Raw genomic sequence first — 18,526 nt, forward strand, 5'->3', positions numbered from 1 at the left:
GAATAATGTAATTAATTTATAATCGAGCCTTTTGAGTGTATTGATCTAATTACCTCTTCAACATTTTGGTCTTCTACTAGGATAAGAATTCTGGAAGTCTCTTCTTGTGCATCTATGTTCAATATATTAATGTCTTGCTGGCTAACGATACTACTAGTGTCAGAAACTATTTTAGGGATTTTCCACATAGAATCTCCAATAAGAGTAACCACACCTCTTCCATATACCATTTCGACCTTAGGATAAAATGAACGAAATATCTTTTCGTGTCTTCTTACATAGTCGCCATCCAAAAATAGGAACCTTGTCATTTCCAAATTGTCTTTTTTATATGGAGATAATTTAATAAAATCATGATATTGTCTTTGCTTCTCAAATAATGCTTCAATGTGAGATGCAGCTATGGATTCCATTCTAACGATAGCACAGTTTTTTTTACCAGTTACAATCTTAATTTTGGCTTCGATTTCGAGTTCATTGTCTGACAATTGTTTTAGTATTTGTGTATAATTAGAAGGGTTAGAAATATTAGTAACTAAAATGATCAAATTTAGGTCATGATCGTCTATGTCTTTAATAGCAATTGGATCCAAAATCTTCATACCAAACATGCCTGCGAGTTTAGCTTCATTATAAGAAAGGGTCTTCACGTTGTGAAGATTTTTAGAAACTATTTTAGGGTCCGCACTTAATACGGAATTATCTTTTTCAAAATCAAGAATGACGTTAAACTGTGATGACAATAAAATCCCCAAATCCGCAGCTGATCTATCAGATCCTCCCCGTTCATAAGTGGTTTCCAGGCCGTCTACTGTTTTTCCAATAAAACCACCAATGCATAAAACATCATTCTCCTTAACTAATCTGATTAGTGAATCTACCTGATTTTTAGATTCGTCTAGCAAGAAACTAGCTGCTTCGAAATTATCATCTGTAACTATCGGCCATTCATTTACGTTCACACTAGATGATTTAATACCGTTACTTTTTAAAATATAATCCATTAAAAGAGAAATCACTATTTCTCCACTATAAGCAAGAATCCGTGAACGACTTACGTCAACAAATCGGCGATTTTCTGCCACTTGCTTGAGGGATATTAAAACAGTCTTGTTAAATTTCTCTAACTCAGATTCAAAATTTAGTCTATCTGCATTAGATAAATATTTATTTGAAATTTCCAAATAGACGGTTTTTAGCACATCGATGTCTACCGGATTTGATGAAGCATAATTTTTCGAAATCCGGATGGCAACATCCGTCATTGACATATTCTTTCCTTCATAATTTGTAAGAGGAGCAGAAAACACGCAAATGATTTTAGATTTTTTCCTTAGTTCTTTTATTCTATCGATTATGATTGGGATCTTTGCGCCATTTACTCCTAACGCTGATCCGCCGAATTTTGCAATTACTAATGGCTCCAATACAAAAATTAATACAATGGCCTGTTATTATTTATTCAGATATTCATTAATCAGCTTCGCAGCCTTGGCAACCCCATTTGACATCATTTTTTCTTTTTTTAAACGAAGGGCTAAAAGATTTTCTTCAATAATTGAATCTAGCCTATTAATGTCCTCGTATGAAAACCCCATTTCTCTGGCCCTGTCCTCTTGCTCAAAATGATTCTTAATTGGAATAAAAATACCAGGAGTACCGTAAACTAAGCTTTCATCAATTGTAGATTTTCCGGCTAATGATATAACCAAGTCGGCTGCGTATACATATTCATGGATATTGTTTACAAAGCCGATATTCCTACAGGATTTGTCTCTTTTATCATTATGTGAAATAGCAGATGAAAAAGATATTACCAAATCGCAATCAAATCGTTTCTGTAGTCTCCTAAAAGATTCGATAGTCCTTTTTGTTAAATAGTCTCCAGATGAAGTTCCTCCTGTAGTTATCAAAATTGTAATTTTATCAAACGAAAATCTCTTTCGCAACTCATTTCGGCTTGTTCTTATGTCTCTAACTATCGGACCCACATAAAATAAATTATCGCGATTATCTCCAGATTCTGGGATAACAACACAATCACTAGACTTTATCAAATTGCACATAGATTTGTTGAGGTATTTTTCAATACTAGACAATACCCCATTTCTTATAAAATGAGTCCCAAGTATATCAGTAATAAGGATTCTAGGGATATTGAGATCCTTGCCAACAGATAGAGAAGCAAAATCCTCATCAGTTATAATTAAAGGATAGAGATCTAAATCTATGCGACTGGTAGAAATTAATTTCTTTGCTTCTATTTTGGATTTTCGGAAGTAGGATAAATATTTTAGTAACCATACAAAACTGTTTTTTAATCTCCCCTCATAAATTGAAAATTCTGGAGGAAAATACAGATTATGGGCGCGGAACTTTGATTCTCCCGAAGCATCATTCTCATTACATATAAAATCAAAAGCTTTTGAACCCGTAACGAATTCGAAGTCATAATAATTAAATGACTTGGCAATTTCCTTCACAATTGCAATGTCTCGTGTTATATGTCCAAGTCCAATCGGACTTGAAAAAAATAATGTCATGTAGATTATTCCGTCAGGATATAAGGTAGAAATAATAAAAACAATGAGGATAGTTTCAAATCTAAGTTATTTTACGAGCAAATGTTAAGTTTTTCAATTGACTTTATCTTAGACATTTGAAGTAGCTGTAGTAGTCAAATCAAAGGAATTATGAGTGATTTTTTATTAAACAATTGATAAATTTGGTAAAATTCACCAACTGGCATGGATTTGATAAACAAGTTGTTTGAGGCAATTCAAATACTAGAATTAGCAGTTCTAAGGACAACCTTCCATTTTTTGAATGTAGAAACCAGAGTCTTTAATGTCTTTTGCTACAACTGGCGGAGCCTCTTGAATATGACAGAACTGACATTCCTCTTGAGTCATTTTCTGCCCTCCTTGATCAACACTGTTAAGATACTCCTTACCGTATTCGATTGCTTTTTCGTGAGGAGTATTTGCTTCTACAATCACATCAAAATGCATTATTCTTCCATCTTTTTTTGTAACATATGTATCATATACTGCACATTCCATACCTTTTTTTGGACAGACATCATATTTATTTTATTACATCGTTATCTAATACGAAACTGAGATTTTGATAAAAGAACAACAAAATTCACTATGATCACAGTTTCATAAACGATAGGTTATAGCCATCTGTAAACTGATACTCTGCTTCTTTAGACGTATATCACAACACCTTTAGCTTACCCTTTTAAACTACCATCATTATGAGAGATACTTTCCTCGAATCGATTACTGATCTTAAAAGAAATACGTTGTATGATATGATCGAGTGGAATGATAAAGAATCCAACTACCGTGCAAAGATTATCCTGCTTAGAGAAATGGATACAGTTCGTGAGATAAAGATGGCTTGGCTACCAACAACCATCATGATATCAACATGAAAATGGATACATCGATTCAACGAGAAAGGTATTGAAGGAATCATATCCAAAATACAGGATAGGTAAAGTTGTATGTATGTATCTGACTGACATGCTACTATAACAAAAAGCATGGATTCAAAGCAAGCATTCAATCAGTTTACAGGAAGAAAGCACACATTTGTTTACATGACCCAAACCCAATCAGAATCCTGTCCATCTCTATTCTACTAGTCCAAATCCCATCCAAACCTTGTCCATCTCTATTCTACTAGTCCAAATCCAATCAGAATCCCCTCAAACCACAATTTATCTCTCATCCAAACCTGTCAAAATTTCATCCCTTTACAGTTTACGCGTGTTTAACCGACAAACTTTATGGAAGTGTTTATTTCATTTATAAGTAAAAGTTTATATAATAGGAATGTACAATTATGGGAAAAAGAATACCAAATGAAATTAAAAGCAAGGTTCTTTACCAGTTGCTTTTTGGCTTACCGATTAATACGATCGCTATCTGTAATGGAATAGGTTATGGTAGTGTATTTAGAATCATGCAGTTATTTAAATCCAAAATTCCTGACTTGGATGTGTTAAGAGCAGTTGCTGTAAAGATAAAACAAGAAGGCTTGATTCTAAATGACGTGGCATCTGGTATCAGGATAAAAAATTTTTTAGAACAAATGGGATCTTCAGAGAGAGAGATGGAAAGATTACTCACGGAAATAGATATTCATTGCTTCAAAACAAACCAAACTTTTTCAAGTTTTGTTAAAGAAATACATGAAATTCATAGATTCGCAAGGGGACTTGGAATTTCTATTCACCAAGTCTATGATTATGTTGAAGATAAGAAAAAAGAATTACGAACTTTGCAAATTGAACTAGACAATATAAAATCATTAATCCTAGAGAAAAAGATCGAGTATCATGGTTATAATAAAGGCTAACTCATTTGGGAGTTCTGATAGAATAGAGTGTATCTCTCATAGTAATGATAATTCGAAATGTAGCTAAATGTGTTGCGGTGCGGCGTCATACCAAAAAAGCATAATCATTTTACAGATGGATATATCTTATTATTTACACAACTTTTATGGAACCAAGGTAATTGTCTCTACGTACCAGCAGCCTAGATCTAACCATGATAAGAAAGCAATTGAAAATACCAGAAAATCACTATTACTAGCAATGAAGGAGAAGGAGCGAGAGATCCTACTTAGGGAATTCTTACTGTATAGATCAATGGTTCCTTATGATGGTTTTGAGCATCTTGAAAATGACCATAGTTAACTCCTTCACAAGGAGTTGTATATGGAACACTAGAATTAAGCAAGGCAGAAATTATTTCCTCAGATGTAGCATTAGGTTTAATGCTTTTATATAAAGCGGCCTGTCCTGCAACAACAGGGGCTGCCATACTTGTACCACTATCAAAAGCATACCCTTGGTCCCTATATGTCGAAAATACATTCACACCCGGTGCTGCAAAATCAACACTACTCCCATAATTACTGAAACTAGCAGCATAATCATCAGGACCACCGATGGTACTATTGCCCCTACCGCCACATTCTCCGTCACTATCAGATATTGCAGAAACTGCTATTACTCCAGGAATTCTTGCTGGAGAAGTTAATGACGTGTTAATATTGCTGTTTCCTGCCGCTACCACATATATCAACCCCTTTGAGAGAGATTCATTAATAGCTTTATCCAATTTGTTTGATGGCGGATTCTCAATACTTAAATTAACTATATCTATCTCATCTGAATGTTCATCAACGTACTGTATGCCCTTTATTTGAGACGATAGAGGGCAATTGCCGTTAACATCACATACTTTGATGGCCCAAAGTTTAGCCCCAGGTGCAACTCCTAATATCCCGATTGAATTATCTTTTGCTGCAGCTATTCCAGCAATATGTGATCCATGACCCAAGTCATCATTGCCGGTTAGGGCCCCCTCTACAAAAGAAACATTCCTGTAGACATTCAGATCGGGATGGTCAAGGTTTATTCCCGTATCCAAAATTGCAATATCAACATTTGAAAAATCCAATTCTCCTGATTGTTTGAGAATAGTATCATCCAATAACTCACTTGTGATATTAATCACATTTGCATTGATTCTTTCAAGACTATCGGGGATGGTTTGATTGTTGTATCTAACGGAGGCAATCTTTCCGTTTAAATCTTGATTAATTGCAAAAATCCTTGGATCACTACTGAGTTTTTTCATAAAATCCATTTCATTAAGATGTCCACTATTATTCATATTAATAACAAAACCAGGTGGATTTTCAAAAACAAATTTTATTTCACCATTTTGGACGTAATCTTGCGACACTAGTGCTGCATTTGTGGTAACATTTTCATCTAACCATATAATAAATTGTGAGGGTATGGGTTCATATTTCAGATTTGGAACAAATGTCCTATCAAAAACATATATCGTAGGAAAGGAAAAGTTTTCATTTATGGAAATATCAAATGACTTGATGTTATTAACGTTGTTTTGATCAAGGATTTCTACTGTATACCAAGAATAATCTAGCCCATTTAGGGATATCACTGAGTTATTAGAATCACAATCGAAAAAATCATTATTCACAAAATATAGTGAATCATCATTTGTATAAGGATTAGGAGACATTTTGTATACTTGAGAAAAATCTTGATCGGTAATGATTGTTAATGATCCTCCTGGAAAAGCATCAGTTGGATTAGTTCCACAATCCTTCACTGCTGCTTGGAATTCTTGTTGATCAGGAGTTTCAGGTGGGGTATCAGGAGTTTCAGGTGGGGTATCAGGAGTTTCAGGTGGGGTATCAGGAGTTTCAGGTGGGGTATCAGGAGTTTCAGGTGGGGTATCAGGAGTTTCAGGTGGGGTATCAGGAGTTTCAGGTGGGGTATCAGGAGTTTCAGGTGGGGTATCAGGAGTTTCAGGTGGGGTATCAGGAGTTTCAGGTGGGGTATCAGGAGTTTCAGGTGGGGTATCAGGAGTTTCAGGTGGGGTATCAGGAGTTTCAGGTGGGGTATCAGGAGTTTCAGGTGGGGTATCAGGAGTTTCAGGTGGGGTATCAGGAGTTTCAGGTGGGGTATCAGGAGTTTCAGGTGGGGTATCAGGAGTTTCAGGTGGGGTATCAGGAGTTTCAGGTGGGGTATCAGGAGTTTCAGGTGGGGTATCAGGAGTTTCAGGTGGGGTATCAGGAGTTTCAGGTGGGGTATCAGGAGTTTCAGGTGGGGTATCAGGAGAAGGAATAAGCACAGTTACAGTATCAGGATCACTGCTTGCAGTGTCACTACTTACCACTAATTGGAAGGTAAGTCTAGTTTCTTCTTCTACTTGAGGGGATGTAAATGTTGGATTTGCAGATGTCGGGTTATTCAGGATCACCTCTGGACCACCAGTCTGTGTCCAATCGAAGCTTAGAGATGGACGAACATCATCACCAGAATTATTAGGGTCATAGCTTTTGCTACCATCCAATTGGGTCGACTCATTGCTTTGTACAGTTGTATCGGTACCAGCATTAGCAACAGGTTTTAGGATTGTAGTAGGTGGAGTAACAGACACAGTTACAGTATCAGGATCACTGCTTGCAGTGTCACTACTTACCACTAATTGGAAGGTAAGTCTAGTTTCTTCTTCTACTTGAGGGGATGTAAATGTTGGATTTGCAGATGTCGGGTTATTCAGGATCACCTCTGGACCACCAGTCTGTATCCAATCGAAGCTTAGAGATGGACGAACATCATCACCAGAATTATTAGGGTCATAGCTTTTGCTACCATCCAATTGGGTCAATTCATTGCTTTGTACAGTTGTATCGGTACCAGCATTAGCAACAGGTTTTAGGATTGTAGTAGGTGGAGTAACAGACACAGTTACAGTATCAGGATCACTGCTTGCAGTGTCACTACTTACCACTAATTGGAAGGTAAGTCTAGTTTCTTCTTCTACTTGAGGGGATGTAAATGTTGGATTTGCAGATGTCGGGTTATTCAGGATCACCTCTGGACCACCAGTCTGTATCCAATCGAAGCTTAGAGATGGACGAACATCATCACCAGAATTATTAGGGTCATAGCTTTTGCTACCATCCAATTGGGTCAATTCATTGCTTTGTACAGTTGTATCGGTACCAGCATTAGCAACTGGAGAAGCATTTTCAGAAGAGTCCGTGGGAGAACTGGAGTTGTCGCCTTCGTCAAATTCTGTTTCAGGTGTAACTTTTGGAGAGGAGCCTGTGGGAGAACTGGAGTTGTCGCCTTCGTCAAATTCTGTTTCAGAATTTCTTGTTGTTCCAAATGCTATTGAAACATCTGGATCCCCTATTGTCTTAAATGGAATAAAAAAATGAAAATTAAAGACATTAGTTCCAGAGAACAAAAAAATGAAAAATAAAACAAGAATTAATGCTCTATTGGTCATCTAGTTTTCACGATTGATCATATTTTGTATCAAAAAAGTCATTCTCGATCTAATTATAAGACAGGCATATGACGTCTATCGCTATCTAACGAACCGGGAAATGAAGTTATTGTGCCATTTAGGTTATTCTCGGTAGAGTTGGAATTTGTCAGTGTAGAGTTGGAATTTGTCAGTGTGGAGTTGGAATTTGTCAGTGTGGAGTTGGAATCCAAATTAGCAATAACATTCGACATGGTCAATGAAAATAGCGAGAGGATCAAGAGAAAGCTGATCGAAAGGAGAGCAAAGTAATTATATTTATCGTATTTGGTGTAGTTTTTTATTGTCATACTATCCATTCATATCATAAATAGATAAATTTTGTACTGAATTTATTAAACTCTCATAGTCTAAAATTCTAAAAGTATAAGAATAATAGAAATCATTTAAGAGATTATGAAAAATTATTTTGAAGGATATTATTGCAGAGATGACCTTCATTTACAAGTAATTAATAAGGACAGTAATCGGAAAATTCTAAATGCACTGAGGGAGGCATATCCTATAGGTCTATCAGTCGAGGAATTAAGCGAAGTTACTAAATTACCAATAAAAACTGTGTACGCTCAGAAGGCCGAACTCTATAGAGAATATTACATAAATCACGTTGAAGAAGAAAAGAAAAATCAAAGAGGTAGACCATCTAAGAGGCAAGATCCTTTTATTTTTCGTAAAAGAGCTCGACTAGTAATTGAGGAGTTATTTGGAGTGCACGATATCTATGAAGGCAATAAACCGGTTCCATTACCTCCTGGACATACCATTTATTCTGAAGGGTTTGCAGAAACGTTAAGTAAGCTGACTCTAAAGGAGGAGAAGAATGAATTATTCATCACTCTCTTAGATTACGCGAGAAAAGTATTATCTAGGGCGTATAATAACGAGGAGATCAAAGAGAAATGGGCGCCTAGTAATGATGGAAATTACTGTTGTACCCAATGTGGTTTGAACCATGAAGCGCGTGATTTTTTTCGGGCAATATTTCTAAACTTGATTGATGAATTTGAGCAGAGCAAGTATTTTATGGATTTTCTCAAGAACCAAAACATGGTAACCCAACATTCCTATGAAAAGATAGGGGCTATGATAGAATAAAGAGCAAAATTGCCTCAAAATGATATCAAGTTATTCATTATTTCATGACTGATTTGATGACATTTCGAATTAGCAAGGAGGAGTGCCCTAATCCCGTCAATATTGATTTAGGTCCAGGAATACTTTTTCCATCTTAGTTAGATAATTGAAGTATACTTTTCAAAATCTTTGTATCATTATTAATCTTATTGTAATTAGTATTTTATAGTAATGTCCCCAATTTTAATCATGGGTAAGCCTTGAATCTTTGTATTTAAACCGGATAAAGGACCAAGATCTTTCGTTATGAATAATAAAAGAAATGGCTCAAGTTGTTTTTCGAAAATTTCAGTGCGTATGAAAAAATTATCGACTAAAAATTCACATATTAGTGGAGATTTGATGAAAATAAATTAAAGGAGAAATGATTATTAGGATAATAATTAATTTATGCTATTGATTTGGAGAAGAGTCAATGTAGACTTTATATCATCAAGTCGCCTTATCAGAAGGACTTTTCTTTGTAAATCCTCCTTGTCATTGGCGTTAACCTTAACTATAATATCATATACACCATAAACACGATAGGCCTTATCCACATATTCAAGATCTTTAATTAGTTCCATTACCTTTGCTTCACTTCCAAGAGTACAATTGATCAAAACAAAGGCGTTATGCTTCATAGATTATTCACCTTGGGTATTAAATAAAATTGTTGTCCTTTTGACAAAATAATTTATTTTCTCCGTGCAGTTATAGTATGTGTATGATCTACATACCACCTAATACTATCCTTAAAACTAGACCACCAATCCATAAAGCCGTCACTGGTTTCTGATTCAAAGAGTAAAAATCCATTATATTCTGTACCCCATGCATGACTATATTCACCTATCAATTCAATTCCTTGTGGTAAACTCCGCTTCATCTCTCTCCACTGTTCATTAGCTTTTTTTGCTTCTTCAGGAGTCATAGTTTTAAATCTGTAGAAAACTAGGAAGGTAGCACTCATATTTTTTTATTATAGCAATTAGATTTTAAGTTTTACTAATGCAATATTGCAGGTAGCAATTGAGATTTATTAATTCTATACCAAGATTTAACGATTACAACGACTTGATTAGAAAAAATACTAAAGGAAAATCAAAGGAATGAAATTTAACAAGTACAATGTCAGGCATTTACACAAAATATTAATACATAAAGGATCATACATATTTTAAATGTCCGTTTTTGTAAATTATAACTATTCTTTTAATTCGATTTTGTTAGAATGGGAAATTTGCAGTCATTGTTGCCTACTCTTTTATCGGTTTTCCGAGATTAATTAAATTGGTTCATACTATCAGTTAAATCTTTGACAAAAAATGCACATAAACACTCATGGTATCAGTTTGATCTTTATTGTAATAACATCAGCAATAACTTTGTCATATACGTTGTCCAGTGAGGGTTTGACATATGGTTTGGATTTTCCCAAGAACTATCAGAATGTGATTTGTTCTGCAAATTCTTCGTCTTACATTGGATTTATGATGGAAAATAAGATTAGTCAATACAAAGCTATACTTGGCGAGCCAACGTCTTTCTACACATATATAGAAGATTCCAATACTTATTATCAAAACTTTACAAACGGTGCGATTTACTGGACAATGGCTTTACCTAGTGATACAGGTGATATCCCATTAAAGACTGTTCCTTATGAGATTGATGGTGGTATATATAATAAATGGAAAGAGATGGGGCTTGAGAGCAGTTTCCTAGGATATCCAATAACAGACGAACAGTATACACCGTATAAAGATGGAAGGTTCTCTGCGTTTCAAAAGGGAGCTATTTACTGGTCCCCATCATCTGGTGCGCATGAGATTCATGGCGATATATTTAATAAATGGAAAGAGATGGGGCTTGAGAGCAGTTTCCTAGGATATCCAATAACAGATGTGCAACCATTAATGAATGGAGATGCGGTGAGCTATTTTGAAGGAGGTTTAATACGCTGGTCCGAAAAGGAGAAGGAACTACATGTCCTAGACGACAGTCAAGTTAACTTCGCCACTGATGTCCTAGCTAAATCACCTACTAATTACACTCAGGAAAGAATAATTGATGATTTACGTCTTAGCAAGGTTTCAGGGGGTATTGAATTTCCTACTTCAATGGCCTTTTTGGGAACGAATGATCTACTAGTGCTTGAAAAAAACAAAGGCACAGTAATTAGAGTAGTAAATGGTACCCCCCTCTCAGAACCACTTGTTGATCAGAATGTTTCAACGCGTGGGGAAAGGGGAATGCTAGGTATTGCTGTTGCAAAGAGTGATAAGAATTTATCAGCTTCCAAATATGATAATTTAAAATTGTTAAACGGCATCCATAATGACAACGAACCTAACAAAGGTATATTGATGACTACAGATTCTGATTCTATTGGTTCCAACACATTTGAAAACTCTAGTGATATTAAGCTGACATCCATCATTCCCAGAAATGGAACTACATTTGCAAGCCTCGATAATAATGCTACAAAAACATATGTTTTCCTTTATTTCACCCAAGCTAAGACAAAGGACACATCAGACCTATGCGAAGAGAATATAGAAAAGGAGCTGGTGGGCAACAGGCTATACAGATATGAATTAACAGATAATGATACAAAGTTATCAAATCCAAAGCTTTTGCTGGCGCTTCCTCCCTTGCAATCACCAGTGCATAATGGGGGAAAGATGCTAATTGGGCCAGATGATTATATATACTTGATTGTAGGGGACCTTCAGTCACACAATTCTACGACTCAAAACCTGAAGAAGGCGAATAAAACTGACGGTACAAGTGTTGTGTATCGACTTACTTTTGATGGACACCCTGCTCCGGGAAATCCTTTTAGAAACGACAGTAACACTGTTGGATCATTCGACAAATTCTTTGCATATGGTATAAGAAACAGTTTTGGAATAGATATTGATCCTTTGACAGGAAAGTTATGGGATACAGAAAACAACGAGAATAACTATGATGAGATAAACCTAGTTGAACCTGGATTTAACAGTGGATGGTTGCAAATACAGGGACTTTCAAAACATCATCGGAATTTTGACCCTGACTTATTTCTTGTCAACAGTCTTGTAAATGGGAGTATGAAGGGAAAATATATGGATCCAAAGTTTGTGTGGAACGCCACAGCGGGCCTTACTGCACTGAAGTTTTATAGTGGAGATAAGCTTGGCAAGCACTATTATGGAAATATGTTTGTGGCTGACATTAACAACGAAAATCTTTATCGTTTTGAGTTAGCTGACAAAAGGGATGATCTGATGCTCACCAGGCCATACTCAGACCGCGTTGCTGATAACAGGACTGAAGTAGAACAACTCGCTATAGCTCAAGGCTTTGGCAGTATAACGGAGATTCAACAAAGTCCTGATGGATATATGTATCTTGCCACAATCAAGGAATATTATCCAATGATAAACGGCGATGGAACAATCTATAAGGTGGAGCAAAAGTAGCCTATTCAACGAACTGTGGCGAATATTTTGATAGATATCTATATGTGTTATATCAAATAGCCTTATAAACTTGATATGGAAAATCAATATTTATCGATATTTAAAGTTTATCAAAAAATTGTAATCATGTCATTAATATGATTGTAATTGAAAATGTAATCGCAGAACAATGTACGAGGATGTCTGATGGCTGTTTGTTGAGGTGATAAAATACGGCGCTCTTATTGTATGGAGCAGTTACTCACTTAATGTGATTCTAGGCATAGTGGGGAGATTTACTTATAAAGTAAATAGAAGCTACATAAGAACAGAGAATGTTGAGCTAGTTTTGGTGAGTGTTGCAAGCAGAAAGGTCAGTAATTCACTATTTGAAACGGTGAAGCATACGATCGTGAATACCTCCGATCTTCCATTAATGTGGTCATTGAAAGAGTAGATTTGTTACTAGAACTTCAATCTTTCATTAGTTCTTTACAAGAAGACAGAAAACGGTTAGCGGAAGTTAATTTAACTGTGGTACCTAGAGGATACAGAAAAGACCTAATCGCAAAAGGCAGGACGATGAACTATTTTATTGAGAATCTAGTCAGACGCAATAAATGGTACTTATTCTTTGATAACGACAATCTTTTACTTGACGATAATTTAATAAATGTGGAATCATCTAATTACAGTAGTATTAATAGTTTTGTGCATTTGCCTAGTAGCCGCATATGAGTTTGTTCTATTTTGATTCCTTTTTGATGGCAGCTATAGCAGAGAATGCAGTCTGTTTTTTACATATGCGTGTTTATTACCTGATGCAATTCCTATAGCTCTTCCAGTGACATTTGGTAGAAAGGGTGAGGCTCATAGATGGGGAGATGTATAGCAAGATTCAAAAATCTCCTTTCGTTCCTTTGCTCCCAGCTAATCTATTCATTTTTCTTAACATAAACTATAAGTCAAATTTGTTTGAATTACAAAACAACATCTTAACCATTGTATGATTTTAAATAGTTTGTGATTTCACCTAATATGATGAATAATCACATTCGTTTGAACAGCGAAATTTTCTTTTTTGCAGTCATTGTGATAACATTATCAATATTGCCAGTAGCTGGACTTGTAGTCCCCAATTTCGTCTTTGCACAGAGTTCTCCCACTCCGGCAGCTAGCGGCGGTACTGAGAGCATAAGTGTATCTCAGGACAAATTTGGTAACATTTACTTGGCCGATGGCTCTAGCCAAACCATAAAAAAGTATGACAGCGCAGGAAGGTTCTTACAGACAATAGGCTCTCAAGGTACTAGTGGTAACGGAACATACAGTGGTGCACTTTCACTTACCACAGATGTATTTGGAAATGTGATCGTTGCAGACAGTGGAAATAAACTTATTCAGATCTTTGATGGCTCCGGAAAATTGCTAACTAGTTTTAGCTTCGAAGATACATTTGTCTCTAATACTGGAAGTGCACAGAATTCTACAAATACTAACAGCTCAGCACCAAATACTAACAGCTCAGCACCAAATACTAACAGCTCAGCACCAAATACTAACAGCTCAGCACCAAATAGTAGTGGTTCAGCACCAAATAGTAGTGGTTCAGTCTCTTTATAAGGTAGTAGTATAATAACATCTACCGGGCCATTCCAATGATCTTTACATTCCTTTTTTACTACATAAATACACTATTATAAATTTAAACTGTTGAGTATCAATCAAAAAATTTCTCGTATTTCTTCTACCTATCTTGGATAATAACCTGAATTTCTCAAAAAGAATAAATGATCCATTCCTTGTGTTTCGCAGTAAATTATGAATACGTCTCAGCGTATTGGTCATTACTTCCTCTATTACCGTGGGCAACAAAGACTACAACAACTTGGTATTTCATATATTATTATTATGACTGTCCTCCAGTCGACCATCGCATCTTGTGTTTTCTTTCACAGTTGAATAAAGGCAAGGTATGTGAATATCTATGCTATTGGCTTGTCCTCATTGATTGGAAAAATATTTCTCTGTTGCCAAGCGATGTATCCTGCCGGATCATCTATACGTTTTCATCCGAAGCGATGAGAACCTGATTCATTGACGGACCTGTATTGCTGCTAAGGTTAATGGGTGCTTCAAATGTGAATCCGTTGTCGAAACTTCTGACAATCATTATCTCAGAGCTACCGGTCGAAGTATACTCCAACCCCACATATACATTGCCACCTGAAGCTGCAATTTGTGGATGAATAGAACATCCACCGGTGTTACTAATGTTAAATACACTATCGAATATACTTTCACTATGATTACTTATGGCAAGCAGAATTTCGTCGTTTCCAGGAGTGTTGTCTTCTCACCCCACAAATACCTTGGTGCCTGAAGATGAAACGGAGGGACTAAATGAAGGACCAATCACAGAAAATGGCATACTCCTTTGATATGTAAATGTCAAAAATGTCTTGGTCATGCCTAAAGGCGAGGAAAAAGTCAGACCTTTGTCTAAGCTTTTAGTATAAAAAATGTCAGTACCCTCCCGCGTTCTATCTTCCCCGACGACATAGACCCCATTTTGTGAAGCAGTAATTCTGGGAGAGGATGGAAAGATTGTATTATTACTGAGGACCTAGGGCTACTGTTGATGAGAGTAATGTCATATCAACCTTGAAAGGTATAGGAGTAAGCTCTGCGAATGCAATGGAAATAGTGGAATGTCTTAAATCTCTTGGATTCAATGTCGTTCCATAACATTTCATTGTTCATAGGAAAATTAATATATTACATCATAAAAAACTCCTAAATTATTCCTAGCCATTCAACAGAAAAGGCAGACCTTTTTTATTATTGACAATAGTAATTATTCTCTGAACGAAAATATAATTGAAAAATTGGATAAACTGCAAAAGTTTTTGAGCTTTTCGGGCAGGTCTGCTATTGTAAGGGCCAGTGTAAGAAATTTACTTTTTACTAAATTCTACACTATGTAGCAAAACTTTCTTTTGCTCGTTTTATTATGATCTTTAACATAGCACAGAGAGAAAAGAATGGTCTCTTGATTCATATAGAAAAATAGTACCTTTTCCCCTCATTCAAATAAAGAATTATCTGAATTTGAAATCAACGTTAGAACGTGTCTAAATGAAAGAGTAATAGGTTATAATCATGATACTTTATCTAAACAAAGGGCAAACGAAGATAGTGCTACGGTTAATAGATCTAATGAATTATCTTTGCTATATTTTTCTCTATGCTTTATTTCTCTCAGAAAACTCATACAGTATTTTAATTTCAGGATAGGGGAAATTTTGAACAGGATCTGATTAATCATATTAGAAATTCATTCTATTCACTCACATTCGGGTTAGATAAACGAAACAAACTCAGTTTCGACACTTTGTTTAATATTATGAAGGATAATAATAAACTTGGGATTAAATATGCGATTAACAAAAGCCTACAAGGATTCCATCCTGTAATATGTCGACCGTGTAAAAAGACATATTTAGAAGGTGCTAAAATTAAGAAATGTACCAAATGCGGAGAACGAGTAGACAAAGTAAGAACCTCCGTGAGGTATTTACAAAACAGGCTAGAAGATGTTGAAATAAAGGTATTAGAGTTTCCTACTAGTATTTACTATTTTCTTGCATTTACAATTGTTGTCAGAGATGATTTGTTTAGAGAAAAAATCCATATCACGTTCATATTAAGAGTTGATAAAGAAATCAAGAATCAGATTTATAATTTACTCCTTAATTCTATTGACCAGAAATTCTAATCTCCTTCTTGATCTTACCACAAGTTCGGCCAACATGCCTATAACCAGTGATAGTATTCCAGTTACTATTAAAAGAGCCGAAAGAACTACTGCCGGAATAGAAACGATCTCATCAAAAACTATCTTTTCATACAACACTTGAGTAGTAGGCCACAGCGCCACAGCAAAAAAAACTAAAGAAACAATTCCAAAAAATTTTAAGGGATTCACATTCATTAAAATAAATAAAAGTGTGCTGCCAATTTTAATGCCATCACCTAAGGGTTGTAATTTTGTCTTTGATCCCTTTCTCATCCCATAATTAATTGGAACTTCTACCACTCTGTATCCTTTAGCCAACGCCTCTACTGTCATTTCTACCTCAATTTCAAATGCATCACTAAAAAGGACAAGGTCTATGAACTCTTTTTTATATAGAGCTCGATATCCAGAAAGAGAATCAGTAATTGTCGAGTCCATTGCAAAATTAATTGTACGGTTAAAGATTCTATTACCAAAACGGTTGAAAAATGAGATAGAACCTTTTTCTCTTTTGCTCTTAACCCTTGATCCTACAACCATATCAGCTCTACCGTTTAACAATGGTTCTAGTAGTAATACTAGATCACAGGGAGAATATGTGCCGTCACCATCTATGAATACAATTATATCTGCTTCTGACTGAAGGACGGCTTCTCGCATTCCATTTCCTTTTCCTTTTCCTTTTTGAATTATGAATCTTACGTTTTCTTTTCTACATATATCTAGTGTACGATTTGTTGATCCACCATCTATTACCACTATGGACGATACCATAGTCAGAGCAGGAGCACGTATATCACGGATCAAGTCACCTATTGTATGTTCTTCATTCAATGTTGGAATAATAACTTCTATCTTTGTATCTATATTCAAATCCTTTAAATTCAATTTATCAGTAGATAGTTTATCTTGCAATTAACTATACATATGAAATGGTATACTATTTATAAACAATCTTATGACCATTATCATATTGAAAGTATTTGTATATTAATCGTAAGAATAGATAAACTGGCTCTGTAAAGTTAAGCTCTAAGGCTATTGATATAATGATATGCGAACAATTTCATCCATTCTTTGACATGATTTAACTTGCAGTTTTGTTTTCTCCATGGAAAGCAGTCATCAAAGCTTCCTGTCCTGTACTTGATATACTCAATCGTTCTTTCTATCAAACTTTTCTCCAAAGAGGAATGAATGTGAGCTTTATTTTAAAAAACGCACAGTATTGTGGATATCATGTACCACCATCTGTGGAAACTGGATGTTTTCCATAATCTTTGAAAGTCTGATAAGAATCGTTCTGCTACAAACATGTTTCATTCTTTAGATATAGTTAGTGCGAGAATTTGACTATTTTCGGTCTCCATCTTTACCAAGCCAAATAAATTCTGAACCAACCTTTATCAAGGTTTCTTCAATGATATATTCGTCAATTTTCTTTGTCTTTGATGATAACCTCTGATGTTTATACTTATGAATCCAATCTCTGATTGCGGTATTGACTTTTTTTGACAAATCTGGTAAGGCTTTAGAAGTTTTACTTAAGGAAAGACCATCAAAATATAGATTAGCAGCATGATAATATCCTCAAGCCTCGTTCTATTCCTTATTATCTGATAAATCATGAATAATAAGTGCGAATTAAAGCTATATATTTTTCGTTACATTTACAGAGCCTGATAATGGTTAAAGCAGATAAAAATGCTTCTTTGTTTGATTTAGGTTGTAATGGATCTCTGTTCATGTCATGGTTAAAAAAATTGGCTTTGGAAATTTGTATCTTAAAAAAGAAATACCATCCAAAGTTAATGAAAGCAATATGTTTTTAGATAAAAAAAGAACATTTACCAATATTACAAATGTATGAGGATCCTTCAATTAATTTATCTATTCAAAATACAGAGAAACTGATTTGCATGACAGCAATTTTAACTAATAATGTTTCAAAATTTTGAAACCGTCATACTAAAAAAAGGTTTACCTTTGATTTCAACCGGTTATTGGCCAATGAAAATAATTAACGAGACTTTTACTAATTTCAATAACAAGAAAAGATCTCCTCATAGAATTTTTAGTCTGGAAGAAAAAGGAAATGAAATCAGCCTTACGGCTCAATTATATGGTATTAACCTTATTGAATAAATAGATTTTAACGATCAAGACAAAGTTGCATCGGAAAGACACTGGATTAAATTATACGTTCATATTTATTATTTTAAAGAAAATTGTAGGATATAAATTGAATCGTTGGAAGCTCCGCTGAT

At 35.1% G+C, this 18,526-nt stretch carries 21 protein-coding genes; 10 read left to right on the plus strand and 11 right to left on the minus strand.

All coding sequences use genetic code 11. The annotated features are described in order from the left end of the window. Window positions 1–11: 11 nt before the first annotated feature. From AAGU22_RS10845 to AAGU22_RS10855, 3 genes are all read right to left on the minus strand, one after another. Window positions 12–1,427 (minus strand): amino acid kinase family protein, encoded by a 1,416-nt coding sequence (locus tag AAGU22_RS10845; protein ID WP_458719123.1) that lies wholly within the window; start codon window positions 1,425–1,427, stop codon window positions 12–14. Between the two features lie 27 nt (window positions 1,428–1,454). Further along, the gene (locus tag AAGU22_RS10850; protein WP_458719124.1) at window positions 1,455–2,543 is read right to left on the minus strand and encodes a glycosyltransferase; all 1,089 of its coding nucleotides are present in this window, start codon (window positions 2,541–2,543) and stop codon (window positions 1,455–1,457) included. A 258-nt stretch (window positions 2,544–2,801) separates the two neighbouring features. Then, window positions 2,802–3,062 carry a DUF2024 family protein gene (locus tag AAGU22_RS10855; protein WP_458719125.1) on the minus strand — a complete coding sequence of 87 codons (261 nt, stop codon included), beginning with the start codon at window positions 3,060–3,062 and terminating at the stop codon, window positions 2,802–2,804. A 200-nt stretch (window positions 3,063–3,262) separates the two neighbouring features. On the opposite strand from AAGU22_RS10855, the gene AAGU22_RS10860 reads away from it, so the two are divergent. Then, window positions 3,263–3,442 (plus strand): hypothetical protein, encoded by a 180-nt coding sequence (locus tag AAGU22_RS10860; protein WP_458719126.1) that lies wholly within the window; start codon window positions 3,263–3,265, stop codon window positions 3,440–3,442. Window positions 3,443–3,855: 413 nt separating this feature from the next. Further along, window positions 3,856–4,371: a hypothetical protein gene (locus AAGU22_RS10865; RefSeq protein WP_458719127.1), complete on the plus strand. Its 516-nt coding sequence runs from the start codon at window positions 3,856–3,858 to the stop codon at window positions 4,369–4,371. 269 nt (window positions 4,372–4,640) lie between these two features. Here the strand turns inward: AAGU22_RS10865 and AAGU22_RS10870 are convergent, their stop codons facing one another. Together AAGU22_RS10870 and AAGU22_RS10875 are read right to left on the minus strand one after the other, a co-directional pair. Then, entirely contained in the window at window positions 4,641–7,859 is a 3,219-nt protein-coding gene (locus tag AAGU22_RS10870; protein WP_458719128.1) for a S8 family peptidase, read from the minus strand. A 53-nt stretch (window positions 7,860–7,912) separates the two neighbouring features. Beyond that, a complete protein-coding gene (locus tag AAGU22_RS10875) occupies window positions 7,913–8,188 on the minus strand; it encodes a hypothetical protein (RefSeq protein ID WP_458719129.1) in 276 nt (91 codons plus the stop codon). A 106-nt stretch (window positions 8,189–8,294) separates the two neighbouring features. On the opposite strand from AAGU22_RS10875, the gene AAGU22_RS10880 reads away from it, so the two are divergent. Next, on the plus strand, window positions 8,295–8,993 hold the full coding sequence (locus AAGU22_RS10880; protein ID WP_458719130.1) for a hypothetical protein: 699 nt from the start codon (window positions 8,295–8,297) through the stop codon (window positions 8,991–8,993). A gap of 422 nt (window positions 8,994–9,415) precedes the next feature. Here the strand turns inward: AAGU22_RS10880 and AAGU22_RS10885 are convergent, their stop codons facing one another. Then, window positions 9,416–9,655 carry an Lrp/AsnC ligand binding domain-containing protein gene (locus AAGU22_RS10885; protein ID WP_458719131.1) on the minus strand — a complete coding sequence of 80 codons (240 nt, stop codon included), beginning with the start codon at window positions 9,653–9,655 and terminating at the stop codon, window positions 9,416–9,418. Window positions 9,656–9,708: 53 nt separating this feature from the next. Then, a complete protein-coding gene (locus AAGU22_RS10890; RefSeq protein WP_458719132.1) occupies window positions 9,709–9,984 on the minus strand; it encodes a DUF3303 family protein in 276 nt (91 codons plus the stop codon). 355 nt (window positions 9,985–10,339) lie between these two features. Between AAGU22_RS10890 and AAGU22_RS10895 the strand changes: the two genes are divergently transcribed. The 3 genes from AAGU22_RS10895 (at window position 10,340) to AAGU22_RS10905 (ending at window position 14,083) form a co-directional block, all read left to right on the plus strand. After that, the gene (locus tag AAGU22_RS10895) at window positions 10,340–12,481 is read left to right on the plus strand and encodes a PQQ-dependent sugar dehydrogenase (protein ID WP_458719133.1); all 2,142 of its coding nucleotides are present in this window, start codon (window positions 10,340–10,342) and stop codon (window positions 12,479–12,481) included. A 202-nt stretch (window positions 12,482–12,683) separates the two neighbouring features. Then, window positions 12,684–12,917: a hypothetical protein gene (locus tag AAGU22_RS10900; protein WP_458719134.1), complete on the plus strand. Its 234-nt coding sequence runs from the start codon at window positions 12,684–12,686 to the stop codon at window positions 12,915–12,917. A gap of 584 nt (window positions 12,918–13,501) precedes the next feature. Next, window positions 13,502–14,083, plus strand: coding sequence for a hypothetical protein (locus tag AAGU22_RS10905; protein WP_458719135.1), 582 nt, complete (start codon window positions 13,502–13,504; stop codon window positions 14,081–14,083). A 436-nt stretch (window positions 14,084–14,519) separates the two neighbouring features. Here AAGU22_RS10905 and AAGU22_RS10910 read toward each other — a convergent pair whose 3' ends face one another. Further along, window positions 14,520–14,672 carry a hypothetical protein gene (locus AAGU22_RS10910; protein WP_458719136.1) on the minus strand — a complete coding sequence of 51 codons (153 nt, stop codon included), beginning with the start codon at window positions 14,670–14,672 and terminating at the stop codon, window positions 14,520–14,522. 103 nt (window positions 14,673–14,775) lie between these two features. On the opposite strand from AAGU22_RS10910, the gene AAGU22_RS10915 reads away from it, so the two are divergent. Beyond that, a complete protein-coding gene (locus AAGU22_RS10915) occupies window positions 14,776–14,901 on the plus strand; it encodes a hypothetical protein (RefSeq protein WP_458719137.1) in 126 nt (41 codons plus the stop codon). Between the two features lie 174 nt (window positions 14,902–15,075). On the opposite strand, the gene AAGU22_RS10920 is transcribed toward AAGU22_RS10915, so the two are convergent. Further along, complete coding sequence (locus AAGU22_RS10920) at window positions 15,076–15,216, minus strand: hypothetical protein (RefSeq protein WP_458719138.1); 141 nt, start codon at window positions 15,214–15,216, stop codon at window positions 15,076–15,078. Window positions 15,217–15,866: 650 nt separating this feature from the next. Between AAGU22_RS10920 and AAGU22_RS10925 the strand changes: the two genes are divergently transcribed. Next, the gene (locus AAGU22_RS10925; protein WP_458719139.1) at window positions 15,867–16,238 is read left to right on the plus strand and encodes a hypothetical protein; all 372 of its coding nucleotides are present in this window, start codon (window positions 15,867–15,869) and stop codon (window positions 16,236–16,238) included. Here the strand turns inward: AAGU22_RS10925 and AAGU22_RS10930 are convergent. Continuing rightward, entirely contained in the window at window positions 16,206–17,174 is a 969-nt protein-coding gene (locus AAGU22_RS10930) for a glycosyltransferase (RefSeq protein WP_458719140.1), read from the minus strand. The genes AAGU22_RS10925 and AAGU22_RS10930 overlap by 33 nt on opposite strands. Window positions 17,175–17,284: 110 nt before the next feature. Then, window positions 17,285–17,434, minus strand: a complete 150-nt coding sequence (locus tag AAGU22_RS10935) for a hypothetical protein (protein WP_458719141.1) — start codon at window positions 17,432–17,434, stop codon at window positions 17,285–17,287. A gap of 510 nt (window positions 17,435–17,944) precedes the next feature. Here AAGU22_RS10935 and AAGU22_RS10940 point away from each other — a divergent pair. Both AAGU22_RS10940 and AAGU22_RS10945 read left to right on the plus strand, forming a co-directional pair. Beyond that, window positions 17,945–18,091: a hypothetical protein gene (locus AAGU22_RS10940; protein ID WP_458719142.1), complete on the plus strand. Its 147-nt coding sequence runs from the start codon at window positions 17,945–17,947 to the stop codon at window positions 18,089–18,091. A 109-nt stretch (window positions 18,092–18,200) separates the two neighbouring features. Then, window positions 18,201–18,404 (plus strand): hypothetical protein, encoded by a 204-nt coding sequence (locus tag AAGU22_RS10945; RefSeq protein WP_458719143.1) that lies wholly within the window; start codon window positions 18,201–18,203, stop codon window positions 18,402–18,404. The last annotated feature ends 122 nt before the right edge of the window (window positions 18,405–18,526 follow it).

Source organism: Candidatus Nitrosocosmicus sp. R, assembly GCF_054408505.1.